Source organism: Paenibacillus sp. S02 (assembly GCF_019454065.1).
GTDB lineage: Bacteria > Bacillota > Bacilli > Paenibacillales > Paenibacillaceae > Paenibacillus > Paenibacillus polymyxa_B.
In genome coordinates, this window is sequence record NZ_CP073682.1 from 4,085,839 (window position 1) to 4,112,145 (window position 26,307).

General features: G+C 47.5%; 25 protein-coding genes and 1 other annotated feature. Of the genes, 2 read left to right on the plus strand and 23 right to left on the minus strand.

Annotated features, from left to right (window positions below; all coding sequences use genetic code 11):
* Positions 1-80 precede the first annotated feature (80 nt).
* The 7 genes from holA to KAI36_RS18145 form a co-directional block, all read right to left on the minus strand.
* Complete coding sequence (gene holA, locus KAI36_RS18115) at positions 81-1,112, minus strand: DNA polymerase III subunit delta (protein ID WP_220025629.1); 1,032 nt, start codon at positions 1,110-1,112, stop codon at positions 81-83.
* A 213-nt stretch (positions 1,113-1,325) separates the two neighbouring features.
* Positions 1,326-2,789: an anti-sigma factor family protein gene (locus KAI36_RS18120; protein ID WP_220025630.1), complete on the minus strand. Its 1,464-nt coding sequence runs from the start codon at positions 2,787-2,789 to the stop codon at positions 1,326-1,328.
* Positions 2,786-3,334, minus strand: coding sequence for an RNA polymerase sigma factor (locus tag KAI36_RS18125; protein WP_013311184.1), 549 nt, complete (start codon positions 3,332-3,334; stop codon positions 2,786-2,788). The genes KAI36_RS18120 and KAI36_RS18125 overlap by 4 nt, the downstream gene beginning before the upstream one ends.
* Before the next feature lie 228 nt (positions 3,335-3,562).
* Positions 3,563-4,552 carry an iron-hydroxamate ABC transporter substrate-binding protein gene (locus KAI36_RS18130; protein ID WP_220025631.1) on the minus strand — a complete coding sequence of 330 codons (990 nt, stop codon included), beginning with the start codon at positions 4,550-4,552 and terminating at the stop codon, positions 3,563-3,565.
* A gap of 126 nt (positions 4,553-4,678) precedes the next feature.
* A complete protein-coding gene (locus KAI36_RS18135) occupies positions 4,679-7,309 on the minus strand; it encodes a ComEC/Rec2 family competence protein (RefSeq protein ID WP_220028164.1) in 2,631 nt (876 codons plus the stop codon).
* 204 nt (positions 7,310-7,513) lie between these two features.
* Positions 7,514-8,032: a deoxycytidylate deaminase gene (locus KAI36_RS18140; RefSeq protein WP_069010453.1), complete on the minus strand. Its 519-nt coding sequence runs from the start codon at positions 8,030-8,032 to the stop codon at positions 7,514-7,516.
* 88 nt (positions 8,033-8,120) lie between these two features.
* Positions 8,121-8,765 (minus strand): ComEA family DNA-binding protein, encoded by a 645-nt coding sequence (locus KAI36_RS18145; protein ID WP_220025632.1) that lies wholly within the window; start codon positions 8,763-8,765, stop codon positions 8,121-8,123.
* 295 nt (positions 8,766-9,060) lie between these two features.
* On the opposite strand from KAI36_RS18145, the gene comER reads away from it, so the two are divergent.
* Positions 9,061-9,906, plus strand: coding sequence for a late competence protein ComER (gene comER / locus KAI36_RS18150; RefSeq protein ID WP_220025633.1), 846 nt, complete (start codon positions 9,061-9,063; stop codon positions 9,904-9,906).
* Here the strand turns inward: comER and leuS are convergent.
* Entirely contained in the window at positions 9,887-12,325 is a 2,439-nt protein-coding gene (gene leuS / locus KAI36_RS18155; RefSeq protein WP_220025634.1) for a leucine--tRNA ligase, read from the minus strand. The genes comER and leuS overlap by 20 nt on opposite strands.
* Before the next feature lie 61 nt (positions 12,326-12,386).
* Positions 12,387-12,644, minus strand: a binding site (T-box leader).
* A 184-nt stretch (positions 12,645-12,828) separates the two neighbouring features.
* Here leuS and KAI36_RS18160 point away from each other — a divergent pair.
* A complete protein-coding gene (locus tag KAI36_RS18160) occupies positions 12,829-13,218 on the plus strand; it encodes a tautomerase family protein (RefSeq protein WP_220025635.1) in 390 nt (129 codons plus the stop codon).
* Positions 13,219-13,291: 73 nt separating this feature from the next.
* On the opposite strand, the gene KAI36_RS18165 is transcribed toward KAI36_RS18160, so the two are convergent.
* From KAI36_RS18165 to spoVAC, 15 genes are all read right to left on the minus strand, one after another.
* Positions 13,292-14,065 (minus strand): class I SAM-dependent DNA methyltransferase, encoded by a 774-nt coding sequence (locus tag KAI36_RS18165; RefSeq protein ID WP_023989528.1) that lies wholly within the window; start codon positions 14,063-14,065, stop codon positions 13,292-13,294.
* A gap of 3 nt (positions 14,066-14,068) precedes the next feature.
* Positions 14,069-14,977, minus strand: a complete 909-nt coding sequence (locus KAI36_RS18170) for a CvfB family protein (RefSeq protein WP_029515375.1) — start codon at positions 14,975-14,977, stop codon at positions 14,069-14,071.
* A complete protein-coding gene (gene rsfS / locus KAI36_RS18175) occupies positions 14,974-15,321 on the minus strand; it encodes a ribosome silencing factor (RefSeq protein ID WP_013311194.1) in 348 nt (115 codons plus the stop codon). Before rsfS ends, KAI36_RS18170 begins: the two co-directional genes overlap by 4 nt.
* Positions 15,318-15,914, minus strand: coding sequence for a bis(5'-nucleosyl)-tetraphosphatase (symmetrical) YqeK (gene yqeK, locus KAI36_RS18180; protein WP_023989530.1), 597 nt, complete (start codon positions 15,912-15,914; stop codon positions 15,318-15,320). Before yqeK ends, rsfS begins: the two co-directional genes overlap by 4 nt.
* A complete protein-coding gene (nadD, locus tag KAI36_RS18185; RefSeq protein WP_013311196.1) occupies positions 15,898-16,488 on the minus strand; it encodes a nicotinate-nucleotide adenylyltransferase in 591 nt (196 codons plus the stop codon). Before nadD ends, yqeK begins: the two co-directional genes overlap by 17 nt.
* A 17-nt stretch (positions 16,489-16,505) precedes the next feature.
* Complete coding sequence (gene yhbY / locus KAI36_RS18190) at positions 16,506-16,802, minus strand: ribosome assembly RNA-binding protein YhbY (protein ID WP_013311197.1); 297 nt, start codon at positions 16,800-16,802, stop codon at positions 16,506-16,508.
* Between the two features lie 68 nt (positions 16,803-16,870).
* Positions 16,871-17,740, minus strand: a complete 870-nt coding sequence (gene aroE, locus KAI36_RS18195; protein WP_075154475.1) for a shikimate dehydrogenase — start codon at positions 17,738-17,740, stop codon at positions 16,871-16,873.
* 105 nt (positions 17,741-17,845) lie between these two features.
* The gene (gene yqeH, locus KAI36_RS18200; protein ID WP_025723401.1) at positions 17,846-18,973 is read right to left on the minus strand and encodes a ribosome biogenesis GTPase YqeH; all 1,128 of its coding nucleotides are present in this window, start codon (positions 18,971-18,973) and stop codon (positions 17,846-17,848) included.
* Positions 18,966-19,496, minus strand: a complete 531-nt coding sequence (locus KAI36_RS18205) for a YqeG family HAD IIIA-type phosphatase (RefSeq protein WP_220025636.1) — start codon at positions 19,494-19,496, stop codon at positions 18,966-18,968. Before KAI36_RS18205 ends, yqeH begins: the two co-directional genes overlap by 8 nt.
* Positions 19,497-19,642: 146 nt before the next feature.
* The gene (locus tag KAI36_RS18210) at positions 19,643-21,889 is read right to left on the minus strand and encodes a transglutaminase TgpA family protein (protein ID WP_220025637.1); all 2,247 of its coding nucleotides are present in this window, start codon (positions 21,887-21,889) and stop codon (positions 19,643-19,645) included.
* The gene (locus KAI36_RS18215; protein ID WP_220025638.1) at positions 21,886-23,133 is read right to left on the minus strand and encodes a DUF58 domain-containing protein; all 1,248 of its coding nucleotides are present in this window, start codon (positions 23,131-23,133) and stop codon (positions 21,886-21,888) included. The genes KAI36_RS18210 and KAI36_RS18215 overlap by 4 nt, the downstream gene beginning before the upstream one ends.
* A gap of 3 nt (positions 23,134-23,136) precedes the next feature.
* Complete coding sequence (locus KAI36_RS18220; protein WP_028540432.1) at positions 23,137-24,096, minus strand: AAA family ATPase; 960 nt, start codon at positions 24,094-24,096, stop codon at positions 23,137-23,139.
* A 214-nt stretch (positions 24,097-24,310) separates the two neighbouring features.
* On the minus strand, positions 24,311-24,667 hold the full coding sequence (spoVAE, locus tag KAI36_RS18225) for a stage V sporulation protein AE (protein ID WP_013311204.1): 357 nt from the start codon (positions 24,665-24,667) through the stop codon (positions 24,311-24,313).
* Complete coding sequence (spoVAD, locus tag KAI36_RS18230) at positions 24,664-25,686, minus strand: stage V sporulation protein AD (RefSeq protein WP_023989537.1); 1,023 nt, start codon at positions 25,684-25,686, stop codon at positions 24,664-24,666. The genes spoVAE and spoVAD overlap by 4 nt, the downstream gene beginning before the upstream one ends.
* Positions 25,683-26,189, minus strand: a complete 507-nt coding sequence (spoVAC, locus tag KAI36_RS18235) for a stage V sporulation protein AC (RefSeq protein ID WP_023989538.1) — start codon at positions 26,187-26,189, stop codon at positions 25,683-25,685. Before spoVAC ends, spoVAD begins: the two co-directional genes overlap by 4 nt.
* Between the last annotated feature and the right edge of the window lie 118 nt (positions 26,190-26,307).

Sequence of the window (26,307 nt, forward strand, 5' to 3'; positions counted from 1 at the left end):
TTTTAGTTTATAACTTTTGTTAATTTATAGAGTCAGCTTTCCACGCTACATGAGCTGACTCTATAACAGCACATGGGGGATTAGATTGAAGCCCCCGCACCCATTTTCATCAAAAATAGCTCCAGTCCCAGTACCTTGTCAACGACACCTGTTTTCATATGATAATCCAGCTCGCCCAATTCGTAGAGAAGCTGACGCAGCTGCTCAGGGCGGAACCTCCGCGCTTGGTCCCCTGCAACTTTCACCCCATAAGGATGCAAACTAAGCTGACTGGCAATTTGTTGCTGGGAATAGCTTTGACCTGCCAGCTCTTTGACCTGCAACATAATACGGAACTGTCGCGTGATCAAAGCGGCAATCTTGATCGGTTCCTCTTTTTGCTTAAGCAACTCATAAAAAATACTAAGCGCCTTATCCAGCCGCAAATTAGCCAGATCCTCAACCATCGCAAATACGTTTTGCTCTGTGTTACGAGGCACCAGGGATTCTATATCAGCGGATGAGATCGTTCCCTGTGCTCCTGCGTACAAGCAGAGCTTGTCTATCTCGGCAGCCAAGGATTGCAGCCCAGTACCTGTGAATTGAATGAGGCTTTCAGCAGCTCCTGCAGCCAATTGCACTTCTCTTTCTCCTGCACGCTTATGGATCCAAGCTATAAGATCATCTCCACCCATTGGAGCAAAAGCAATAACAGAAGCATCACTTTTCAGCTTTTTGACAATCTTTTTCCGTTCATCCAACTTTTCAGCCTGAACCGTAAAAATGATGACGCTATAGTCAGTCGGGTTATCCATATAAGTCAACAGCGTCTCAAGCCGGTGCTCTATCTTACCGCTATCTTTGCCTGCTGCAAATACACTGGTATCCCGTACAATAATCAGCTTCTTTGGTACCAGAAAAGGCGCTGTTTCCGCCTCCTCCACGACCACCTCAATTGGCGTTTCGGTTAAATCATAAGGAATGATGGCGAAGTCACGATGCTCCTCTTCCACCACTTTCTCTTTAAGCATCTCAACAAACTGCTTCATTTGATATTTTTCACTGCCATATAGCAAATACACTGGCGAAATGTCGCCTTTCCGAATAGCCTTAGTGGCTGTTTTTACATCCATTTTCCGTTCCCCCCACCCACTGATCGTACCCGACATCCGACCGGAAGGCAAGTCATGACACAAACGAAGGGACCCTGCCTATAGGCAGGATCCCTTCACCACCATCTATATCAACACGGCAGCAGAAAGCTCTAGAAACTTTCGGCCGTCGGGATACGACGTCGGTTCATATAGTATATTCTCTGTTTTTAAAAGTGTGTCAACTTACGGAAACTATTTTCCAGTGCTGCGCGGGACGGTGTACGTATATTTACTTGCTGTCCCATCCTGCTCCGTCTCATACATAAAGGTCTGGCTGTCTTCTGACCAGCTTCCTTTGACCCAGGCACCTTTTAGAGTACGGACTTCCAGTGTTGTTCGGTCTACACCGTTATCGGAAAGCTTATACACTTTCAGCTTTTTGCCCTCAATAGCCACCGCATAGCTACCATCTGGCGAGTTGAGCTGATCTGTAGAGGCGGATTGGGCACTATAGCTGGAAGCATTATTGTTGTCCGGAGAGACCAGTGAATTAGATACAAATCCTTCTTTACGAACCGAGTCTTGCGACACGGATGATTGCTGATCATTAGAAGCTGCATTGCTGCTATCTGTTCCCAAGGCATTGCCCGAATCCTTGGTGATGCTTTTGGAAGTCGTTTCTTTCGACGTTTCATTTGACGCAATTCGATCCTGTACCTTCAAATCCTGACTAAGCGACGAAGAAGAATCATTCGTACTTGTGTTACCATTATTATCGTCCTGAGCGGTACCCGTACCCGCTAGGGGTGCTTTTTCCATTTTCGGTTCCAACTGTTCAGCAGGAGCAATCGTGGATTGATCAGATTTTTCCTGACTTAACTGTTTGTCCTCAGATTTAGGAGCATCTCCAGCAGACGGATTTTCCTTTGTCAGCTGACGATCCGTACGTAGCTGTCCCTGCCCTTCATCCTGACGAGAAGAATGTTCAGCTGGTGCAGACTTCGTCGAATCTTCCTCCCCAGCTCGCTGATCGTCACGTTTCCCAGCATCCCGTTTGGAAGAGTTCTTTTCATCGTCTGCATTGGTTGCACCTTGTTTGCTCAGGTCAGGATCTTTATCCGCAGGTAGCTGAGATGCATCCGTTCCTTGCCCCTGCTCTGACGGCTGCTGTGTAGAATCCGAACCAATGGCTGCATCACGGCCTCCACTGCCATTGGCTGTACCTGGAAGAATTTCCGTCTGATTCTGCGGATTCGTCACTTCGGGCGTCTGGGTTGTAAGTATGCCTTCCGCATCCTGCACTGTTTTAGGCTCGAAGTTAAACACTACAATCCCCAGTACAACAGCAGCGGCAGCCACGCCCATGGCAGCGCGCCCAGCCATTCGGTTCCACCAAGGTGTAGGCTGGGTACTTTGTCTAGGCACTGGTCCAGGCTCTACAGCCACAGGTTGCATTTCCTGAAGCGCACTTCCCTGCTCTTCACGTGCGCGGTCAATGGCATCAAGCTGAGGCATGATGGAATCCACCAGGCTGAACGCCGGGGAAACCGCAGGCAATTCCTCCAGCTCGCGAGAGAGTGCTTGAAGAATAAGAAATTTTTCCGCACAGTCCGGGCAAGTCGCAATATGGTTCATTAATTGGGACGTCTCTTCTTCGCCCAGCTCATGATCCACATAACGCTGCATCCAATCCATCACCTCTTCCCCACACTTCATCCTGATACACCACCTTTCTGATATTCCTGAAGTAGCCCTTGCAATTGCTGTCTTGCACGATATAAGTATGACTTGACCGTATTTAGCGGCAAATCCAGAGAATCTGCAATCTCGTTATAGGAGAAATCCTGCAAATATCTTAAGACAATTACCGTCCGGTGGTGCTCAGGAAGTTGTTGTATAGCCTCACGAACATCCTGTGCCATGTAAGAGGTTAACACCTCGACCTCCACGTTTTGGGGATCGTTGAATATCATGTCGTGCTCGTCAATGGAAACCGAGGGCTTCGTTCTTCTGAATTTGTCGATGCATATATTCGTTACAATGCGTTGGACCCAGGTTTTAAACTGCGCTTTTTCCTCATAAGAGTTAATCTTGGAATAGATCCGTATGAGGGCTTCTTGTGAAGCATCCATGGCGTCCTGCTCATTATTTAGAATGTAATATGCCGTACGGTACACATGCTGTTCTATCTCTCTTAATAGGGTAATGAGAGCGTCGCGATCGCCCGATTGAGCGGCTCGAATGAGTCCCTGCTCTACCACAAAGGATCCCCCTCTCCCTGCAATATTACAGACGTATCCATTTTGCAAATTGTTGCAGGATAGACGTCTGACACTAATTTTATTTTTTTAACAAAAAAAATTATACCAAAAAGCCCAGATTCCCCAGCTTAGCCTCCCTTAGAATAACAGAAAAAGGGAAGGTAGTCACCTTCCCCTAGCTCCTACATACATCTAAATGCTAGCCTATCGAGCTGCAAGATCATATTGTTACTTCTTGGAAACCAAAAAATCAGATATGAGTTCTAATTGATAAGTCAGAGCAATCGGATCTTGAAAATAAAAATCGTCGATTGAGTATTGATATACTTTACCTGATTTAATGGCAGAAAGGTTCTTCCACACACTTTTAGATAAAATATCTTTTCCTTGGTCTGTTCCGTCTCCTCTAATACCCAACATTAAATAATCGGCATCGCCCAGCATCTCCGGTAAAGCCTCTATTGAAATGCTGGCCCATCCCTTCTCGAACGCTGCCTTTTCTACCTTCTCAGGAGCATGAAGTCCCAGCTCATCATAAAGTATGGCTCCTCCACGTCCATAGGATTTTCCATATAGATATAATTCTTTTCCTGTAATCTCAAAAATAGCGATTTTTTTGCCCGAATCAATGACGTCAGACAAAGCCTGTTTCTTCTCAGCAATCTTGGTTGCAAAATCAGCCAGGCAATTCTTCGCTTCCTGCTCCTTGTTTAACACTTTGCCCAGCTCCATCAGACGGTCCTTATATTGATATTTACCATATGGAATAAACACTGTAGGCGCTATTTTTTTCAGATTTTCATATGCTTTCTCATCATAGGTAATGATCAGATCCGGCTTCAGGGCAGTCACTTTTTCAAGGGACAGTGCGGAGCTATCACCGATATTTTCAACCCCATTCAAGTATTTTTTATAATATGGTGTATCAAATACGGTGTCTGGAGCCCCTACAGGTGTAATACCAAGTGCTAGCACATCACCTACATAATCACCGACTGCCACTACGACACGCCGGGGATGCTCAGGAAGAGTAATTGTACCTTTATCACTTTCATATGTACGTGTGGCAGCTTCATCTCCAGTTGATGTGTTCTTAGGAGCAATCGATTGACCGCTTTCTGTTACAGTCCCACCCCCACTTGTAGCGCATGCGCTCAATACCAGCATTAACGAAATGATAAACAAACAAGCTGATGCTCTGAATTTAAAATAACTCACAATATTCCTCCCGTTAATAATGATTCTCATTTTCATTACTCATATGATTCTATCAAAGCTTACAGCTACTGTCCATTCAGATTGAATTCAAAGCAAACAGCCCACTCCTGAGAGTGAGCACCCGTTTTAGTGTGTTGTTGTATTAGTATCTGTTTTGTCCTGCTTGCGTTGGTACCGCACACTCAGTTTTCCTTGCTGTGCTCGAATCTGTATCTCTCCCATCGTATCCGTTCGATATATAGCAGAATCAACTGCCGATAAACGTTCCAATACCGCTTCATTCGGATGTCCGTAAGTATTGGTCGCACCGACCGAAATAACAGATACTTTCGGTCGCCAGTAGGATAACCACTCTTCCGAGGTGGAGTACTTGCTGCCGTGATGTGCTATTTTCATGACATCTATAGCTTTCTTTACAGCCCCCGTTGCTCCCTCATCTTTCACACTTGATGAAAAATGAGTTAATTCAGAGAGCAACGACGACTCTGCTGCATCATCCATATCTCCTGTGAACAAAAAAGAGGCTCCCTCCATCTCCAATATCATGGCAACAGAGTAATGATTTTGTTCCTTCATAACAGGCATCTGCTCAGATTCGTTCTCCGGTAGTGTAAACGGATAGAGAAAGCGGATTTTCGTAGCCTGGTCTGGTTCCCATTCCATACTATGATGTGCACCATACAGCTTGATCTGCTTGTCTAAAGCCGTGTTCAACAGCTTACGGAATGGGGTTTTATCTGTCAGGGTACCGTTAAAAAACAAGGTAGATACGGGAATCTGGTCAAGCACAGCCTGTAGTCCTCCGGCATGATCATGATCTCCATGCGTTAAAATGACAGCGTCCAGGCGATGCACACCTCGTTGCTTTAGCAAGGGTACAATCGTATCTTCACCCACCTCGTAGGGATCTGCACGCTTGCGCCAAGCATTTTTCCCTGTCGCAAAATCCATTGTACCCCCACCATCAACCAAGATATGTTTCCCGCCCGGCGTTGTAATTAAAATGCTGTCACCTTGGCCCACATCCAGATATTGAACAATTCCCGTATTTCCCTCACCAGGAGATTGGTAACCTGTATACAATATTCCAAGCCAAGCAATAACACTTAGAGCCAGTGCCAAATGACGATAACCATTCCACTGTCGACTTGCAAATTTCCCTGCTCCCTCAGGTTCAGGAGCCGTATGCAATATAGCCGCCCATTCTGGAGAAGCTGCTAATCCTGTATATATAGGAGATGAAATGGCAGTAGAATTCAAGACGGTAATGTCGTTCGTTTGCCTGCGGGATGTCAGCCACCTTTTGAGCCAGTACAAAACACTGTACAAAGCTGCGTAATACGCCATGACCCACAGGATGGAAGAAGACGGCCAAATACTCACATAAGCATCATCTATATTCAGCCATTTCACTAGTAAAAAGGTCAAAACGTTCAATTGCTCTGCCGGCCACGCAAGAATACGAGCCCCATCCCCCCATAAAAAGGAAAGCCCCATCGCCACCGTACCTAATGGAAGCACGATATATGTAATAAGGGGTACAAGCACAAAATTGGCCGCAAATGATAACAACGAAAATTGATTAAAGTAAAATACCGTCATTGGAAACGAAACAAGCTGTGCCGTAATTGTAATCGCAACTTCACCGCCGATTAGGAAAGGCCATTTGGCGAAAAACGGCTTCATAAGCGGCATATAAATGAGCAACCCACCTGTCACCAAAAAGGAAAGCTGAAAGCTGACGCTAAGTAGATAATATGGATTCCAAATCAGCATGAGCAACGCGGATATACTTAGAATATTAAGTCCGTCTTTGAGCATACCTCGTCGGGCTGCAAACAAGCCGATCATCGCCATAATTCCCGCCCTCACAACAGAGGGAGAAGCACCTGTCAGCAGGACATAAGCCGGAATGAGTATCATCACGACCGTAAGAGATGTCTCGCGGCTAACTCTTAGTAGCTTGAGTAAATATAATAGTGTAGCTGCATATACCGCCACATGCATGCCCGATATTGCTAAAATATGCGTTAAACCAAGCTGCGTAAACTCGTTATACGTTGCTGGGTCCAACTCATCTGTTACCCCAAGTACCAGTCCTTTCATATAGCCTGCGTGATGAAGTGATGTAAATGCCGATTCCATTCTCTGCCCTAGCTGCTCCCTAAGCTGATCATTCCATCTGAACAAAGTGTAGCGGTTCCACAGTGAAGCCTCCTGCTTTTGTAATGAGGCTGCCCCATCGCCTTTGAAAAGCCAGTGGATTTCCTGTGTGTGCAGGTATTCACTGTAATCAAAGCCACCAAAGTTCCCCGCTTTTGCAGGAGCCTTTAAGGTGCCACGCAGTAGGATTGCATCTCCACGTTGCCACGCTGCCGCAAGTTGCTGTTCCTGCTTGGCAGCCAACTTGATATGAACAATGACCTGTTCAGAAATTAGTGCACGATTCTCGTCCTTTTTCGAATGACTTTCGTAGTGATTGATTGAGGTGACTCTCATCTCAAACTGTGTTCGATCACCATCTACCTGTACTTCAGAAGCGATAAGCCCTGTTGCTTGAACAGGCATGTCTTCCACCATAGAAGACGATACATGAAGAGCATCGGGAATACTGCTAACATTATACGTATCATGCCAATACCAATGAAATCCACCACCGCTGAATGCAAGCCAAAGTAATACCATATGCCGGATGGGGATTTTCATCCATAAAGCTATAAGCGGAAAGATCAGGGTAACCCCCGCCCAGAGCAACAAAAGCATCCGTCCAGAATACAGGCATGCCCCTGCACTTCCTGTAATCCAACAAACAGTAAGGGTCAATATAGGTCTAGTTAACACAAGTTTAGCTTGAATACAATCACCTTCCGGTAGCAAACATTGCTTTCTATCCAAAAAACACAAAACAAAAAGAACCTCTGACAAAATAGCATTCGTCAGAGGTTCTTCCTCGTTTACTTTTTAATTCATTACATCCATCAGCGTTTCTTTTGGTGGATGATAGGTCTTCAGCATACGAAAGGCGATTCCCTTTTCCTCCATCATAGCACGAACCTTGTCGGCATCTTTGGGATAAGGTCTGTGGTATACAATCTCCACTATACCGCTGTTCGCCAACATATTGGCACACGTCCAGCATGGCTGGTCGGTGACATATACCGAAGAGCCTTCACGATCAATTCGGTCAGTAAACAGTAGCAGGTTCTGCTCCGCATGAATAGTGCGAATACAACGCTGCTTCTTAACCATTTCCTCGTGCCCATCACGGTGAACGACCTCATACTCCTCTGAGATCATACAGCCTGCCTCAGAACAGTCAGGCACCCCGGATGGTGCTCCATTATAGGCCGTCCCCAAGAGCTTTTTACCTTGTACAAGTACGGCTCCAACATGACGCCGCGCACAGCGCGAACGGGTGGATACCATATAAGCGATATCCATGAAATAGGTGTCCCAGTCCTTGCGTACATCTGCACTCATTTCCATCTCTCCCGTATAAACAAGTTAAAACGTAAACCATATCCGCTACCGCCGTTCTCAGAGCCTGTACATTGTAATCTTATATAAGTTACAAGCTGACATACGGCTTCATTTTCGCCAACATTTTAGCTCCGATTCCCTTTACATGATCCAAATCGTTCACACGTTTGAACACCCCGTGCTGATTACGGTAGTTCAAAATAGCCTCGGCTTTTTTAGCCCCAACCCCTGGTAGCTCCATTAACTCAGCAGCAGTCGCCGTGTTGATATTTACCTTTTTTTCGCCGGAAACGGGTGTAGTAACCGAATCATTCACTGTATTTGTCCTACTCGTTGCACCATTTGAACTGACAATACCTGTGTCTGAGCTCGAATCCGCAACACCAGACTGCTTTACGGTACTTGAATTTCCCGCAATAGAGTTTTCGCTCACAGCAGCAGATACACCAGTAGAAATCTGCACAGTATCACGTTTCACATTGGCAGCGGCTTCGGCATTCTTACTGCGCTCAGCTTTGTCTGAAGGTTCCTTTACAGCAGGCTTTTTCTGGGCATAGTCACTGCTGCGCTGCGACTCATTTGGCTCTGAATCCATCGCCACAGCCTGCTCCACCTTATGGTTAAGTAAAGTCCACTCTTCTTGCGGCTCAGAGCGCTGTCCTCCGGCAAATAAAATAAGTCCACTCCCGATTACAGCAAGCGTTATCGCTGTTCCTGTCCATACGCGTTTCATTTCCGTATCGTCCCCTACTCCACATGGATTTCGGGAAATTGAGCCGACTGAAAACACCGCCTCAATCAAACAGAGCAAGTCTGTCTAATTCCCGTTAAACCGGAGGGTGCAAACAACCTCCATACGGTCTCGCTGTGAGCATTTTTACAAAAAAGTGGTACGATCCCGGGCACGATCTAACATGCTCAGACATAAAATTCGTCATGTCGGCCAAGACCAGGCGCATACACTAAGAAGAATGACAGCTGACAGCACAGCGTCTATACCGCAAAGTATGAAAGGAGGACGTTGAACAATGAAAGTTGGATTTATCGGGACTGGCAGCATGGGAAGTCTGCTAATTGAGTCTTTTATTAATTCTAACGCACTCAAGGCGCAGCAAATATCAGCAAGTAATCGAACGCATTCCAAGGTAACCGAGCTAGCCCGTCGTTATCCAGGTTTGCATGTAGCCCAAAGCAACCGTGAAACGGCAGCGGAAAGCGATGTTCTGTTTATCTGTGTGAAGCCGCTGGAATCAAAAGCCGTAACGGATGAAATACGCAACGTCATTACAGAAGAGCAAATCGTCGTATCTATCACAAGCCCGGTGCAGATTCGTATTTTGGAGCACGCACTGAAAGCCAAAGTGTCCAAAATTATTCCCAGTATCACCCACCAAGTGGGCAGCGGAGCCTCACTATGCATCCATGGAAGCCGGATTACAGAGGAGGACCGCACCCTTCTGGAAGAGCTTATGTCCCACATCAGCAGGCCGATTCGGGTTAAAGAATCTTATACTCGAATCACGTCGGATTTTTCGAGTTGCGGTCCTGCTTTCTTGGCCTTTTTTATGGACCAGTGGATTCAAGCCGCAGTTCAAGCTACAGGTATAGACCGTACGGAGCTATGCGCCCTGGCCGGTGAAATGATCATCGGCACTGGAAAGCTGCTCACGGAAGGCGGGATGACACCGGCCGAGTTACAGGCCAGAGTGGCGGTTCCCGGAGGTATTACCGCCGAAGCTCTCGCATTGTTGGACATCAGCCTGCATAGTGTCTTTCCCGAGCTGATACAAGCCACGCACAACAAGTATGAAGAAGACATGCAAAAGGTGGATGTCTCCTTCGGCTTAAAGCCAATTAACCGGCAACAATATTAACCAGCTTACCTGGAACAGCAATTACCTTGCGGATCGTTTTGCCGGCCAGTGCCTGCTGAACATTGTCCAACGACACAGCGAATGCTTCCATCGCTTTAGCATCAAGATCCTTGGCAATCGTTGCACGCTGCACGATTTTACCATTCACTTGCACAACAATTTCCACTTCGGTGTCCACCGTCCATGCTTCATCATAAGCAGGCCAGGCCGCGTAGGTAATGCTATCATTGTGCCCCAGCAGCTGCCACAATTCCTCGGCCAGATGGGGTGCAAGCGGCGACAGCATTTGCACGAAGTTTTCCATTGCTGCACGCGGCAGAAGGTCTGCTTTGTATGCATCGTTGGTGAAGATCATCAGCTGGCTGATCGCTGTATTGAAGCGCAGTGCATCCAGATCTTCGGTTACTTTTTTCAGCGTTTTATGCCAAGTACGATTGAACTCATCGCTACCGCCGTCATTTGTAATTTTATCGTTCAGGCTACCATCCTCGGAAACAAACAGGCGCCATACGCGGGACAGAAAACGATGTGCTCCTTCTACCCCATTCTCATTCCATGGCTTGGTCGCTTCCAGCGGCCCCATAAACATCTCATAAATACGCAACGTATCGGCGCCAAACGTATTGACAATATCATCAGGATTAATGACATTACCGCGTGATTTACTCATTTTTTCATTGTTATTGCCCAAAATCATACCCTGGTTGACCAGCTTATAAAAAGGCTCTTTCGTTTCCACTACGCCGATATCATACAGTACCTTATGCCAGAAACGGGCATACAGCAAGTGAAGAACCGCATGTTCCGCTCCGCCAATATACAAATCAACAGGCATCCATTCACGTTGTTTCTCTTTGGATACAAGCTCTTTGTCATTTTTCGGATCAATAAAGCGCAGGTAATACCAGCAACTGCCTGCCCATTGCGGCATTGTATTTGTCTCGCGGCGTGCTTTCATACCTGTCTCAGGATCAATGGTTTCGATCCAATCTGTTGCGTTCGCCAGCGGGGATTCACCTGTACCTGAAGGCTTGATATTGTCCATCTCCGGCAGGACGAGCGGAAGTTGGTCCTCAGGAACCGTTTTGATCGTTCCATCTTCCAGATGAATTACCGGAATCGGCTCGCCCCAATAGCGTTGACGGCTGAACAGCCAGTCACGCAGGCGATAGGTGACTTTGCCGTGTCCTTTGCCCTCGGCTTCCAGCCATTCAATCATCTTCGGAATCGCTTCCTCGTTGGTAAGTCCATTCAGCGGGCCTGAATTGACGTGCGGTCCATCCTCAGTATATGGCTCATTAGCGACATCTCCACCTTGGACAACCTCAATGATACTCAATCCGAATTGCTTGGCAAATTCCCAGTCACGCGCATCGTGAGCAGGTACAGCCATAATCGCTCCAGTTCCGTAGCCTGCTAGTACATAGTCAGCAATCCAGATCGGCAGCTTTTCGCCGTTCACCGGGTTCACTGCATAAGCTCCTGTGAATACGCCTGTTTTATCCTTGGCCAGATCCGTACGCTCCAGATCGCTTTTACGAGCAGCTTGTTCACGGTACTGTTGTACAGCATCCTTTTGCTCAGGCGTAGTGATAATATCCACCAATTCCTGCTCTGGTGCCAGCACACAGTAGCTTGCGCCGAACAGTGTATCTGGACGGGTTGTAAATACTGTAAGTTGCTCGTCATAGCCTTCAATTGGAAAACGAACCTCTGCCCCGGTAGACTTACCGATCCAGTTCCGCTGCATATCCTTAATACTCTCAGACCAATCCAGTTCCTCCAGATCCTCCAGCAGACGATCCGCGTATTCCGTAATTTTCAGCATCCATTGACGCATTGGTTTACGGACGACCGGATGACCGCCACGCTCACTCTTACCGTCAATAACTTCTTCATTCGCTAGCACCGTTCCCAGCGCTGGGCACCAGTTCACGGGTACTTCAGCTACATATGCAAGGCCGCGCTTGTACAGCTGGATGAAGATCCACTGTGTCCATTTGTAATAATCAGGATCCGTCGTACTGATTTCACGATCCCAGTCGTAGGAGAAGCCGAGCGATTTGATTTGACGGCGGAAGTTATTTACATTTTTCACCGTAATTTCGCGTGGGTGCTCCCCTGTATCCAGCGCATGCTGCTCGGCAGGCAGACCGAAGGCGTCCCAACCCATCGGATGCAGTACGTTGTAGCCGCGCATTCTTTTATATCGTGAAACAATATCCGTAGCTGTGTAGCCCTCCGGGTGGCCTACATGCAGGCCGGCTCCAGATGGGTACGGAAACATATCCAAAGCATAAAACTTAGGTTTGCCCGGCTCTTCCCCGGTGCGGAACGTCTTGTTCTCATCCCAATATTTCTGCCATTTTGGTTCAATACTTTGCGGTTGATAGCCGTGCTTCGGCTGTGTGTCTGTCATTGTCTTTTCCTCCTCAAACGGTATGCAACAAAAAAACCTCTGCATCCCGTAGCGTGTCAGCGCTAGGGACGAGAGGTTATATTCCCGTGGTACCACCCTAGTTAGCAGAAAGCGTTCTTCGCGTTCTACTCCCTTTGCACCTGATAACGGAGGTGATCCGATGCGGGTTAATAACAGGATACAAGCACCTGTATAGGGCGTTCCTGCGTTGGACGCATATCTCCGAGGCGAGTTCACTTTGCGCTGTCAACCGGCTTGCACCACCCGCCGGCTCTCTACATGTCCAGACAAAGCTACTATTCCTCATCAGCGATTGTTTAACCGTTAATAATGGCACTATTATATTGAAAACCGCGAAAAAAGTCAAATAAGGACTACCTTTGGTGTTAAAGACCCTCTTCATACTAATTGTTCATGACACATGCATACGAATGTTTTATAATAATTCCGAGTTAAATCGCTTCAAGTTGAGATGAGTTGAGATAAGAAAGGTGAGCTGAGAAATGGCACAGATTAAAATTTACGGAATAAAAGAAACTCTAAATCCAATCAAAAAGCAACTTTCAGAGGTGATTCATTCTGCTGTGGTGGATGCGTTCAAATATCCTCCTGACAAGAGGTTTCATCGTTTTTTTCCTATGGATCAGGAAGACTTTATATATGCCGATGGTCGCTCTGAGGCGTACACCATTATTGAAATCAGTATCTTTGAAGGCAGAACGACAGAAGCTAAGAAGAAACTCATTAACCTGTTATTCCAAAGAATTAACGATCTTTTGGGTATTTCTCCACAGGATCTTGAGATTACTATATTTGAAACACCCAAACAGAACTGGGGCATTCGGGGTGTACCGGGTGATGAGCTTCAGTTGAACTATAAAGTGAATATATGAGTGCAAAAAGACGCCCTTCATGTCATCATGAAAAGCGTCTTTCTTTTTCCCATATTCGCTCAATGAAGCCTTGCTATTTTACAGCTACATAAAACAGTCTCGCCGCGTCATCTTCTGCTTCTACCCATTCAAAATCCGCATATACCTTCACATCACGAAAACCCGCTTTGGACAATTCTGCCTTCATCCAGTCTGGGTCATAGGCACGTTGTACATGTATTTCCTCGAAACGCTGGTATAGATCGCGTCCTTCTTGTTCTGCTTTCGCAAAGATACTAAGATGATGCTCAATTTCACAACGGGGAGTGTCCAACGCACATGTCCAGATATACGAGATAGAGCGTTCGTCCAGTACGAAAGGCTGCTCTTCATCATAACGTAAAAACGTCTGGGGATGATGTACATCGAACAAGAAGGTTCCGCCAGGCTTCAGACCAGCATGCGTTCTGCGAAAAGTAGAAATTATATCTTCTTCCTCCAACAAGTAATTCAGACAATCGCAAAAAGAAATTACAGAATCCACAGGCTCGGGTAAAATCCATTCTCTCATATCCTGCTGTATCCAGCGAACGCTTCCCTCACGAAACAATCGCTGTCCCTGTGGAGTGGTTTCCATTTTGCGACGGGCTACTGCCAGCATGTCAGAGGATAAGTCGATTCCAGCCACCTCGAAGCCCGAGTTAACTAGAGGAATCGTAATTGAACCCGTTCCGCAGCCCAGCTCGGCCACCGTATGCGGCATCCCGTACTGATCCCAAGCCTGCCGTGCAAAGCGCAACCAGTCCGGGTACGGCATGTCCTGCATCAGCTCATCATACACATAGGCAAACTTCCGGTAAGAAGCCATTTTTTATTCCCCATTCCCGTCCTTCGGTTTCGGCATTTTCTCCACCAGGTAGGTCCAGTTTTCCTTTTGTGTAACCATTCCTTCCTTCATCAGCTTGCCCATTGCACGCTTGAAGGCGGATTTACTGATACCGAACCGTTGCTTGATAATATCCGGCGGTGTTGCGTCGGAATAAGGCATGCCGCCGCCCGGACGCTCTTTCAGAAAAGCAATCAGCCGATCCGCATCCTCATCACGGCCTACTTCCTTGCGTGGTGACATCGCCAGATTGACCCGACCGTCTTCCCGAACAAGCGTGACCCGTACCTTGACCTCTTCGCCCAAGCGAAGCATCCGGTTACGCTCCGAGGAATGAATCATTCCAATCGCGCCAAAACCAAGCACACCTCCGTCCACCAGGACGAATGTGCCCATCTGAAGCGGCTTGTACACAGTCGCCTGCACCCATGTATTTAACCACGAATCAGGGGCGTGGAAGCACAACGGAGCCAGCTCCTGTTCCCCTGCCAGCTTAGCCCGCAGTCTACCTTGCTTGTCATGCTCCATAATGGCATATACGTAGTCGCCCACCCGAGGATGTAAATCTCGGTTTTCTGGCAACTCACGAATCGGCAGCAAAAGCTGACGACCCAATCCCATCTCCAGGAAACAACCCAAACGCGGATGCACATCAGCCACTTCAAGCTTTGCCATTTCGCCCAACGACAAGAACGGCTTTTTCATGGTTGCGGCCAAGCGGTCCTCTGTATCGTGAAAAATAAATACCTCCAACCGTTCACCAACTTCGATTTCACGTGTCAGCTCCGTATAATGCAGCAGCACATCCTGCTCACCAACAGTGAGAAAGTAGCCGAAAGGAGATACCTCACGATCCACCATAATGGTGACATAAGTACCGGCGATCAAACTCATACCTTTTCCACAACCTTAGCATCCGACCAGAGTCGTTCAATGTTATAGTATTCGCGCTCGTCGCGATGGAAGACATGCACTACGACATCCCCCAAATCCATTAGAACCCAACGGGCGGAATCCATTCCTTCGATTCCTTTGATGGTTACACCTTCATCATGAGCGCGTTTGCGAATTTCTGTTGCAATCGCCTGTACCTGTGTATCCGAATTACCGTGGCAGATGACAAAATAATCAGCTACTAGTGATATTCCCCGCAAATCCAGTGCGACAATATTCATTGCCTTTTTATCATTTGCAGCATCAACCGCCGTTTGCATTAATTGCTCATTAGTTAGGGTCATTCATGAACCTCCGTTTTTCTCTGTTTTAGTTGTTGAATCAAGTCATTGCGCGACAAGACTGTCAGTGGGAAAATAACCTTTTTCTTTTCCAGCAACAATGTAATCGTGGAGTCAAATCCAGCGATAAGGCCCTGCTCCAAGCTTTTCTTTGCCTGTTTACGGATATGCTCCACCCCGGGAAAATCCCGTCCCGGTTCGATGTAATCAGCGAGACACACGACTTTATCCAGCAGGCTCATACCTACGCGTCCTGACGTATGCCAGCGGATCGCATTCCTTATTTCCGGATCATCCACTCCGTAATCTCTTGCTGCAACGCAGTATCCTACCTCTGAATGCCAGAGCTGCTTGTCATGTTCCAAAAGCTCCTGATCACATTCGGGATGACTGCGAATCACCTCTTCCATCTGCTGGACAGGCCAATATTTCGCTACATCATGCAAAATAGCCGCCAGTTCGGCCTTATCCGGATCTGCTCCATATCGCTGCGCAAGCTCCACTGAGGTATGCATAACACCTAGTGTGTGCTTCCAGCGCTTTTCAGGCATTTGACCAGATACGGCTTCCATTAATTGCTCACGGCTGTACTTCATACAAACCGCCCCTTGTAATATAGTCATGCACACGATCAGGCACAAGATAACGGATAGTGCGCCCTTCCGCAGCACGCTCTCGAATATCCGTCGACGAAATGTCCACCACTGGCATATCCGCCAGCAGTACCTTGTCCTGCAAATAATGCGGCAACTCATCCAACGCAAGCTGGAATCCTGGGCGCCGAACACCTATAAAATAAATTCGCTGCGCCAGTTCCTCAATTCCTTGCCAATGAGGCAAGTAGTTCACCATATCCGCACCAATAATAAAATAAAAATCCACAGCAGAGTGCAACTCCTGAAGCTCCTTGATCGTGTCAATGGTATAGGATACTCCCCCGCGAAGCACTTCAATATCCAGCACTTCAAAAGCAGGATGACCCGCTACCGCTTCACTCGTCATCTCCAGACGCTCCTTACCGCTCGCCCCCGCCTGATGCTTGTGCGGAGGAATATGAGAAGGCATAAACCATACTTGATCCAGACCATAGGCATCTCTTGCCGCTTCTCCAGCCAGCAGATGTCCAATATGAATTGGGTCAAATGTACCACCCATAATACCGATTTTCATAATTTTCTCCCCGCGTGTTATCCTCTAGGCAACTCGATTTCCTTATGATCACGGGATTCTTTGTACAAAATAATAGTGCTCCCGATGATCTGAACAAGCTCAGAACCTGTCTCCGCGGCCAGTTCTTCCGCAATTTCATGTTTGTCGTCCAAACAGTTGTTCAAAATTTGCACTTTCATCAGCTCACGCTTTTCAATCGCATCGTTGATGTGACGCATAAGATGCTCATTCGTACCGTTTTTGCCTACTTGAAAAACCGGGTCCAAATGATGCGCCATTGAACGCAAATATCTTTTTTGTTTACCTGTTAACATGTATATTTAACCCCTTCGTCGCCACATATGCAATGCAGCATTTCCATAATTTTAATGTACAATCTTACTTACGACAGGCTACTCAGCACAGCCGCTCTCATTTGCTCTACAGCAGGGACAACCCCTGTAAAATACTCAAAAGCCACAGCCCCCTGGTACACGAACATGCCCAAGCCCCCATGTACAGTGCAGCCGCGCTGTTCACGGCTTTCCCGTAAAAGTCTCGTTTCCAGCGGATTGTAGATCAAATCACTCACAATGATTCCCTCCGGAATCAAGCTCGTTTCCAGTGGAAGTTCATCCGATAAAGGAGACATTCCCACCGAGGTTGTGTTAATCAACACATTCACTGTGGCGAGCACGCTCTTGGCATCCTCGTTAGAATAACCCCTCACTGGGATCGCTTCCGTCGTCCACTCTAATGCCAGTTGCTCAGCTTTGTCACGTGTTCGGTTCAAAATAATAACCGATTCCGGTTGCTCTTCCAATAGAGCATGAATTACGCCACGAGCAGCCCCTCCGGCTCCAAGAACAGCAATTCTTGCGCCCTTCAAATCGACAGAAGTCTCTTCTTTGAGGGAACGCACGTAGCCAATTCCATCCGTGTTATAGCCCTTGAGCCGTCCATTGTCATTCACTATCGTATTGACAGCGCCAATGAGTCTGGCCCCTTCATCAATCTCATCCAGATATTTCATAACCTCGACTTTATGGGGAATCGTCACATTGACTCCGCGGAAATGCATAGCGCGAATCCCCTTCATGGCATCTTCCAGCTGATCCGGTTTGACATGAAGAGGTACAAAATCTCCTTCAATCCCCGCTGCCTGTAAAGCTATTTTATGCATAAGAGGCGATTTGGAGTGCTTGATCGGATCACCCAATACGCCCAATAGTACAAGACCTTGTTCGGTCGCTTCAGACTCCCCGCTGTTCATCGTTGCTCTCCCCCATATTGCAAAATATTAGGCCGCACAAATACATGAATGGCGGCAGGAACCAGTACCTGTTCCTTGCCGCCCTATAACATGGTTACAGCAACGTTATATCAACGCAGGCCGCAAAAGCACACGGACTCCCCGAGGAGCATGAACCGCAACCAGAGCTCCGTTCTCGCTATTCACTCTGATCCATCCCAAACCGGAAATGTAGATGTCCGATGGAGATTTGCGTGGAACGCGGAACTCATGTCTTGTCCATTCCGGCATTTCTGCCAATTGATCGCGTGTTGGCGGAGATAACAATTCCCCGGCATGATCAGCGAACAACTGATCAGCCCGCTCCAGCTTCGTGCGATGTATTTTAAGACCACCGTTAATGTAGCAGGTAAATGATTGGTGCTGACCCTCCACAAAATCAAATCGGGCCATACCGCCGAAAAACAATGTTTGTCCGGCATCAAGCTGATACGCAGCAGGCTTCAGCGGCTTGTCTGGCATAATAGCACTCAAGTCCTGACGGGAGACGATCTCACTGAATCGCCAAGGGTATACAATACCCGGAGTATCAATAATGTGCTTGCCGTCGTCGAGCGGAATATTCACCATATCGAGTGTAGTCCCCGGGTAACGGGACGTTGTAAGTTCCTGCTCCATATCGCTGTAATCACGAATCAAGCGGTTAATGAGCGTGGATTTACCCACATTTGTCGCTCCGACCACATATACATCGCGGTTACCACGGAGCTCAGATACCACATCCAACAGACGGTCAAAGCCCTGATTTTTTTTAGCTGAGCACAGAACAATTTCTTCCGTGCGAAGGCCTTGCTCCTTCGCTTGCTTTTGTACCCAGTTACGTACCTTGTTCCAATTCGTTACCTTAGGCAGCAAATCGGTCTTGTTCACAGCCAGTATAACCGGATTGGAGCCTACAAAGCGTTGCAGGCCGGAAATCAAGCTACCTTCAAAATCAAAAATATCTACAATGTGGATGACGAGCGCATCCTTGTCCCCAATCTGGCTGAGCAGCTTCAAGAACTCATCTTGATCCACCGTCACTGAAGACGTCTCATTATAGTTTTTGATCCGGAAGCAACGCTGACAGATGACAGGTTCGCGAGTAAGCAATTTTTCAGGAATATATCCCGGAAGCTCCGGGCTAGTGGTCTGCACGGTGATACCGCAACCACTACATTTGACGGCAGTGCCGCCGTCAGGTCTTTCAGTCATTCTTCTTTTCCTCCTCAAGCCATAAGCCTTTCTTACGTAACCTTGTGAGCGCGATTCGCTCCAACCGCCGATTAAATCGGGTCATGACTCCTTCATCATGAATGGATATCGGTAGCACCAACACCGTATGCAATCCCAGTCGGTTACCCCCCAATACGTCCGTCAACATTTGGTCTCCGACCATAATAGTCTCTTCCGGAGTCAGCCCCATCATACGGATGGCTCTACGAAAAGACGTGTTGGAAGGCTTCCGTGCGGCATGTATAAATTCAATGTCCAAAGGCGTAGCAAACACGGATACACGGTCCATATTGTTGTTAGACACGATGACAAGCTTAAAACCCGCCTGTTTGACCTTCTCAAACCAGGCCACCAGCTCGGGAGTCGCATTCGGCGCTTTTGCGCCGACCAGCGTGTTATCCAGATCCGTAATAATGCCGCGATATCCTTGAGCATACAAGCCTTCGAGATCAATATCAAAGACGGTATTCACCCGTAATTTGGGCATCAGCATTTCAAACAACGTCGGTCACCTCAGTTTCATACGACAAACTATACCATATTACTATGGCTTAGTAAAAAGCTATCCGCAACAAACGGACAGCTTTTTCACTAAATATATAGCTAAAGATTAAAATAGACGGCAAATTGAACCAAATCAAATATAGACTAGTCTTGATCCTTCTGATCCGTCGCAGCTTTTCGTCCAACCCATCGTTTTATCCATCCTTCTTTGTGTAACAGAGAGGCCTGCTGGCGAACCATATGCCAATCTTCTGCGGTTACGGATGAGGGACTATAACGCGCTTGTTCAAATCGTCCAAGCAGCTGATGTAAAATTGAAGCGTGTTCTGGTACTACTAGCGACCATCTATCAACAGATTCCCTCAGCGTTTCGTGACTGGCGCGGACAAATCCCTTTCTTCGCATGTACCTTAACCAGTGCTCAGTTTCGACGACCACCTTTTCATCCGGGGTCAGCGGCTTACCTCTGCGTAAACGCAGCAGATAAAAGTGAATGTCTGCCCGATTACGCCAGACGATATAAGCAGCCCACAGCAGCAGAATTGCAGCAGCAGAACCTATAATTACAGGATGAATCTTTGAACCTTCCTCCGGATCAGTCTGCGGGTTCTGCTCAGGCTGTTCTGGTTCAGGCTGATCTTTAACCTCTGGGGCTTCTGGAGTCTTTGAATCCTCCTGTTCCGTAAGCAGCGGCATATCAAAGCCAGGCGTAGCTTCTACAGGAACCCAACCGTATTCACCTAAATATACTTCCGCCCAGGAATGAGCATCCGCATTTGTCACGGAGTAAGAGGACATATTTTCGTCACCTTCGCCCGTTGTTGCATCATCTGAAAACGTCTGCTGACCAGGTGCATACCCTTTAACCCAACGGGCTGGAACCCCAACAGAGCGAGCCATCATGACTAATGAGGTGGAATAATAATCGCAATAGCCCTCCCGAATCTCAAACAGAAAGGCATCCACAAAATCTCTGCTTCTTTTCCGTGAGAGGTCCGGGTTGTTCGTATATGCATAATTTTGCTGCAAATACTGCTGTAGTAATCCGACTTTTTCATACGGCGTTTTCGCCGTTGACGTTACGTTCTGAGCCAAATCACGAACCCGCTGTGGCAACTCATCTGGAATTTGTAGATAGGCATCCTGTTTGTTTTTTCCGTACAACTCATTAAAAGTTTTTGTGCGTAGCTCTTTCTCAGGGATCACAGGGACATGTGATACCAGAGTATACGTTTTAGGATAAGCAGTTCTTCGGGAGGATGGATTCCAAAGCAGTTCCGCCTGTTCCGGGTTCCAACGTAACCCATCTGCCCGTGAATCTCTGTCCACCGATTGAACACGCTGCACCGAATAGGCGCCAAACAGAACAGGATAGCTCTGGTCATTTTGCATCGTAATGGTCTGAACGACCTGCTCAGTCGAATGCCGCGTTTCTTGTGTGTTTTCAAGCTCTGCGGTCATTGGAACATCATTTAGCGTTTGATCATCGTTTCCCCCGTCACTCCAGCCTGTACCGGAATAGGTACGTTTCGTTTCCCCTCGCCAATAGCTTCGTTGAGTGGTCGTGATGGTCATGACAGGAGAATAATCAAAATTAAAACCTCCACCTAACCGATTATCCTGGCGACTATAACCCGATGCGGTGTTCATCCGCTGATTCATTGCCCCAGACCCATTGCTGATCCCGGCGGTGGTTGAGCTATTTCTCTGGGTCCACGCTGTATAGGGATCCGTCAAAGCTGGCTGTACCTCGGGCATATTGACACCAGCCATAATAATGAGCGCAAAAATGACCGCAATATTGGCTGCTATTTTATATGGATAGCGTCGAATATGCTTCCACCCTTGAGGATAATGCTGCCGAAAATACTGCAGATGCTGTGTCACTAGCCAACCCATACCAGCAAAGACGATCCAGGCAACCTCCTCCCACAGCACAGTTGGCGTAAAGGAATCAAGCACTGCCAGCGCGGCGATATTAATACCTACAAAAACAAGAATCCGCTGTTTCGTTGTAACGATGAGCGGCACCATTTCAATAACTAGCCAAGCGATGAGGGAAAACCAAATATAAGGAGACATATTGGATATAAATTGGTCCAGGCGATTGGCTACCCCTCCGAAGGGGATAATGATGGAGTAAGACACCAATGTCCGATACAAAATAAAAAACAGCGCCGCCGCCTTTACAATAAATTCAATCCAAGGACGAAATGGTAGTACAATCTTCACCAGAGCCAGCATTGTAATGGTCATCAGTACAAGTGCTCTTGTCTCTTCCAGCCATAATTCGGAAGCAAAAGAAACCCATTGCATGGCAATAATAATAATCCATAAAAATGTAAAAGCGGGGGCCCAGGAACCCTTTAACGATTGTAACCAGCTCTTCATAGTGACCCTCCCCCCATTACAGCCGGGAGCTCTTCAAGGCTCTCAACATCGTAGCCCTTGATTCCCCTTGCACGAAGCATGCGCATCCATTCTTCAGCTTCTCCCTCAGCAGAACCTTCTCCGATATAGACATGGCACGGAGTCATCCCCCGAGTATCGGCCCAGCGAAGAAGCTCCATCGCCTGATAATCATTCAGCGGACTAATCAGTATAAAATAACAGCCTTGTGGAAACTGACGCACACTGCTTTCTACAGCGGATTTCAAGCTACCTTGTGAAGTTGTGTGTATGTCTACCAAGTGATGCATCATTCGTTGTCGTTCCATTGTCTGCTCACTTGGCTGAAAGACAGTGCCTTTTTCTCCAGCTGTGCACAATCCAACCCCTATTCGCTCCCTTCCACCATATTCCAGCAATGAAGCGGTAGAGGATACAGCTAGCTCAAACTGTTCGGCGTTTACATAATGCTTCATGTGTACGTCCAGCACAAGCATCGTTTTTGGAACGGTCTCATGCTCAAATTCCTTGGATTTCCAGCTACCTGTACGAGCCGTCGCATTCCAATGGATGCGCGAAAACCGATCTCCATATACATAGTCCCGTACACCGTTAATTTGTGTCGTTTCACGCCGCGTTCGAGTTTGAACGGTCTGCGGTCCAGACATCCTTGAGCGACGGTCATTCATCTGCCAATACGGAATGAATACCGTTCGGGGTAGCACCCGAAATTCACCGCGTGCGTTCAAGCTGCCTTTGTGCTCCAACAGACCGAAGATGTCCTCACTCACACATTCAGTTTCCTCAAAGTGGTAGCTTCCTCGCTCTAAAGCGGGAGTCTGAAATGTAAGCTGACCGCCCCCTTTTAGACTGGGAATGACACTGTCCTCAAACGACCAGGATTCACCTGTATGCCGCTTGAGGACCTCACGGACAATGACATAGGGTAACGGAAGAAAACCAGGAATACTGAGGCTCAGCTTTACATGCACCTGATCTCCCGCATGCAGCAGTTCTCCAAACTCCGAGCCTTGAGAAAGCTGCCGGGAGCCTTGCACACGGCGAACTCCGCTCAGACCAACGATCCCTAAATAAACGATTAACAGCGTAACCATAGACAACAGCATGACCGACGTCTTGCCGCCCTGAAACAACAAATATAGCAGGCACACCACCCATATGACCACCAGAAGCCAGATGCGGCCTGACAGCCGGGGAAGCCTGCGCTTCCTTTTGACCATATTCATTCCCTAAGGACGCTCCATTCGTACGGGTACATGAACCTGCCGAAGGACAGCTTGGAGCACGGACTGAGCATTGGAACTGTCCAGACGCGCCTCGGGACGCAGCAACAAACGATGCGTTAGCACATAAGGTGCCAGCGCCTTCACATCATCAGGCAGCACATAGTCACGGTTGTCCAGAAAAGCGTATGCCTTCGCAGCCATTACAAAAGCAAGCGCCGCCCGGGGGCTAGCTCCCAGCAGCACGGATGGATGTTCTCTTGTCGCACGCACGATATCAAGTAAATAGGACGTCACTGCTTCGTCCATATAAATTCCTCTAATTTCCTGCTGGATGTCAGCAACCTGCTCCATATGAGCTACAGCCTCCAGACGGTCTGCTGGCTGGCCTGCCTGATGATGAAGCAGCATGTTTCGCTCCGTCTCCATGTCAGGATAACCCAAGCTAATTTTGAGCATAAAACGATCTAACTGTGCTTCCGGCAGCATATAAGTGCCTTCAAAATCAATCGGATTTTGTGTCGCACACAGCATAAAAGGATGAGGCAACATATGCGTGTCCCCATCCACCGTCACACTGCGTTCCTCCATAACCTCCAGCAGAGCCGACTGGGTTTTCGTCGTCGCTCGGTTAATTTCGTCCGCCAGCAAAATATTAGTCATCACAGGACCCGGACGGAAATAAAAACGCTCGTCCCGTGGATGAAATATGGATACCCCTGTAATATCACTCGGGAGAATATCAGGATTACATTGAACACGGCGGTAATCACCGCGCATGGATTTGGCAAGAGCCTTGATCATTTGCGTTTTCCCCGTACCCGGAACGTCCTCGATCAGAATGTGTCCACCCGCCAGCATAGCCGTAAGCAGTAATTTTATTTCAAAGGATTTACCTAATATACATGATTCCAGATTAGAACGGATTGCAGATACAATCTGCACAGATTCTTGACGTACGGGCATAGCTCTGTAAACCTCCTAGATAGCAACATGTTTCCTATTATTGTACATGAAGGTGGGCACAGAGTACACTTAACCCCTTGCCCGTATTATTCAAACTGCATCCTTCTTTCGATCTTTCATGTGCAGAACAATTAAAAACCCTTCGGTCATTAATCCGAAGGGCACATGTATACAGTTATTTATTTTACTATGTCAAATCTAAAGTACGCTGCTTTTATATGCTTCCTTTTGGACGAACAAACAAGCATGCCAGAAAAGAGAAAATAATCGCAGAGGAAATTCCTGCACTTGTCAGACTAAAGATCCCTGTAATGACACCCAACCACCCGTCCTTCTCCAATTCCGTTAATGCGCCGTGTACAAGTGAGTTACCAAAACTGGTAATTGGAATGGTCGCACCCGCTCCTGCAAATTTAATAAGCGGATCGTATATCCCAACAGCATCAGCAATGGCACCTGCAACTACCAACGTACTCATCGTATGTGCCGGCGTCATTTTGAACACATCCATCATCAACTGGCCCACGACACAAATGGCACCACCCACTAAAAAAGCCCATAGAAATATCATACCGTTCCTCCCGCTTCAAAAGCTACAGCATGTGCAACACAAGGAATGCTTTCACCCTGCTGTGTAGTCAAAGGAGATAATAACGCTCCGGTCGCCACGACCAGTACCTTTTGCAGCTCTCCTTTTTCGATCCGCTTCAACAAATGCCCGTAGGTTACAACAGCCGAGCAGCCACAACCACTGCCTCCAGCAATGACTTTCTTTTGCTTATTGATATCGTAAATCAGTAAACCGCAATCATTAAATTCCGTCTGATTCATATCGAACCCATCTTTTTTGAGCAGTTCCTTGGCAATCGGTAGCCCCACTGAGGCTAAATCGCCCGTTACAATGAGATCATAGTAACCAGGGTCACGGCCAGTATCTCGAAAATGAGACAACAGCGTATCCGCAGCCGCGGGAGCCATGGCTCCCCCCATATTAAAGGGGTCTTTAATGCCCATGTCCATTACACGTCCAATGGTAGCACAATCCACCACCGTCCCTGACTTGGCATGTCCTACAATTGCGGCGCCGGAACCGGTAACAGTATACTGAGCCGTAGGGGGCTTCTGTGATCCGTATTCATTAGGATAGCGGAATTGTTTTTCTACAGTACAGTTATGGCTGGTCGTACCCGCCATAACGTAGTCACCGGCCTCTGAGTCCACAATAAGTGCGGCTAAGGCTAAGCTTTCCATTGATGTTGAGCAGGCTCCAAAAACACCCAAATAGGGAATGGCCAGCTTGCTAGCCGAGAAGGAGCTACTGATAATCTGATTCATCAGATCACCACTAATAAAAAACTGCACTTCTTCTTTGTTCAAATTGGCATTAATTAGCGCCAGCTCTGTAGAATGCTCAATCAATCTACGTTCCGCTTTTTCCCACGTTTTCTCGTTGATTTCTATATTGTCATAAATATAATCAAAATCTGTGGATAACGGTCCCTCTCCTTCATCCGGGCCCACAACAGTGGCACTTCCAATGATGCGCGGTCTTGATTCAAACTTCCAGGTTTGTCCTCCCTGTCTTCTCATAAGTGATTGCCTCCCACACCAAGGATGGCATATATAACGCCTACGATAAACGCGGCCACCACCCCGAATACGATAACTGAGCCTGCCAGCTTGAACATATTCGCGCCCACTCCGAGCACCAGTCCCTCAGAACGATATTCCAATGCAGCCGAACACATGGAGTTAGCAAAGCCTGTAATCGGCACAGCGGTTCCCGCGCCCGCCCATTGGGCAACCTTATCGTAAACCCCGATACAGGTTAATATGACCGCCAGCAAGATCATCATGGATGAGGTTGGCGGGGCGGCCTCCTTGGCTGATATGTGCATTCCTGCCATAAAAGCCTCTTGAATCGCCTGTCCAATCACACAGATCCCGCCTCCAACCAGAAAAGCGCGCACACAATTGGCAAATACTTTTCTCGAGGGCTCATGCTTTTGTGAAATATTCTGATAGTCCTTCTCATTTATGGACAGCGGCGACGTATTGGTACGAAAACCGCGCTGCCCTGATTTAGCTGGCATCATTCACCACCCCTTGTCTGTAAGTTTTCGCGCTTGGCGGTTCGAATTGCTTGGGTCTTTTTCATTATGAGCTTTTTGGAGAAATGTTATGTCAGGAAAATGATATCGTGGACATTCG

Coding starts and splice junctions, on each gene's coding strand:
- holA (WP_220025629.1), bottom strand. CDS start 1,112: ATGGATGTAAAAACAGCCACTAAGGCTATTCGGAAAGGCGACATTTCG.
- KAI36_RS18120 (WP_220025630.1), bottom strand. CDS start 2,789: ATGAAGTGTGGGGAAGAGGTGATGGATTGGATGCAGCGTTATGTGGAT.
- KAI36_RS18140 (WP_069010453.1), bottom strand. CDS start 8,032: ATGAGTGCAGATGTACGCAAGGACTGGGACACCTATTTCATGGATATC.
- KAI36_RS18145 (WP_220025632.1), bottom strand. CDS start 8,765: ATGAAACGCGTATGGACAGGAACAGCGATAACGCTTGCTGTAATCGGG.
- comER (WP_220025633.1), top strand. CDS start 9,061: ATGAAAGTTGGATTTATCGGGACTGGCAGCATGGGAAGTCTGCTAATT.
- leuS (WP_220025634.1), bottom strand. CDS start 12,325: ATGACAGACACACAGCCGAAGCACGGCTATCAACCGCAAAGTATTGAA.
- KAI36_RS18160 (WP_220025635.1), top strand. CDS start 12,829: ATGGCACAGATTAAAATTTACGGAATAAAAGAAACTCTAAATCCAATC.
- KAI36_RS18165 (WP_023989528.1), bottom strand. CDS start 14,065: ATGGCTTCTTACCGGAAGTTTGCCTATGTGTATGATGAGCTGATGCAG.
- KAI36_RS18170 (WP_029515375.1), bottom strand. CDS start 14,977: ATGAGTTTGATCGCCGGTACTTATGTCACCATTATGGTGGATCGTGAG.
- rsfS (WP_013311194.1), bottom strand. CDS start 15,321: ATGACCCTAACTAATGAGCAATTAATGCAAACGGCGGTTGATGCTGCA.
- yqeK (WP_023989530.1), bottom strand. CDS start 15,914: ATGAAGTACAGCCGTGAGCAATTAATGGAAGCCGTATCTGGTCAAATG.
- nadD (WP_013311196.1), bottom strand. CDS start 16,488: ATGAAAATCGGTATTATGGGTGGTACATTTGACCCAATTCATATTGGA.
- yhbY (WP_013311197.1), bottom strand. CDS start 16,802: ATGTTAACAGGTAAACAAAAAAGATATTTGCGTTCAATGGCGCATCAT.
- aroE (WP_075154475.1), bottom strand. CDS start 17,740: ATGAACAGCGGGGAGTCTGAAGCGACCGAACAAGGTCTTGTACTATTG.
- yqeH (WP_025723401.1), bottom strand. CDS start 18,973: ATGACTGAAAGACCTGACGGCGGCACTGCCGTCAAATGTAGTGGTTGC.
- KAI36_RS18210 (WP_220025637.1), bottom strand. CDS start 21,889: ATGAAGAGCTGGTTACAATCGTTAAAGGGTTCCTGGGCCCCCGCTTTT.
- KAI36_RS18215 (WP_220025638.1), bottom strand. CDS start 23,133: ATGAATATGGTCAAAAGGAAGCGCAGGCTTCCCCGGCTGTCAGGCCGC.
- KAI36_RS18220 (WP_028540432.1), bottom strand. CDS start 24,096: ATGCCCGTACGTCAAGAATCTGTGCAGATTGTATCTGCAATCCGTTCT.
- spoVAE (WP_013311204.1), bottom strand. CDS start 24,667: ATGATATTTCTATGGGCTTTTTTAGTGGGTGGTGCCATTTGTGTCGTG.
- spoVAD (WP_023989537.1), bottom strand. CDS start 25,686: ATGAGAAGACAGGGAGGACAAACCTGGAAGTTTGAATCAAGACCGCGC.
- spoVAC (WP_023989538.1), bottom strand. CDS start 26,189: ATGCCAGCTAAATCAGGGCAGCGCGGTTTTCGTACCAATACGTCGCCG.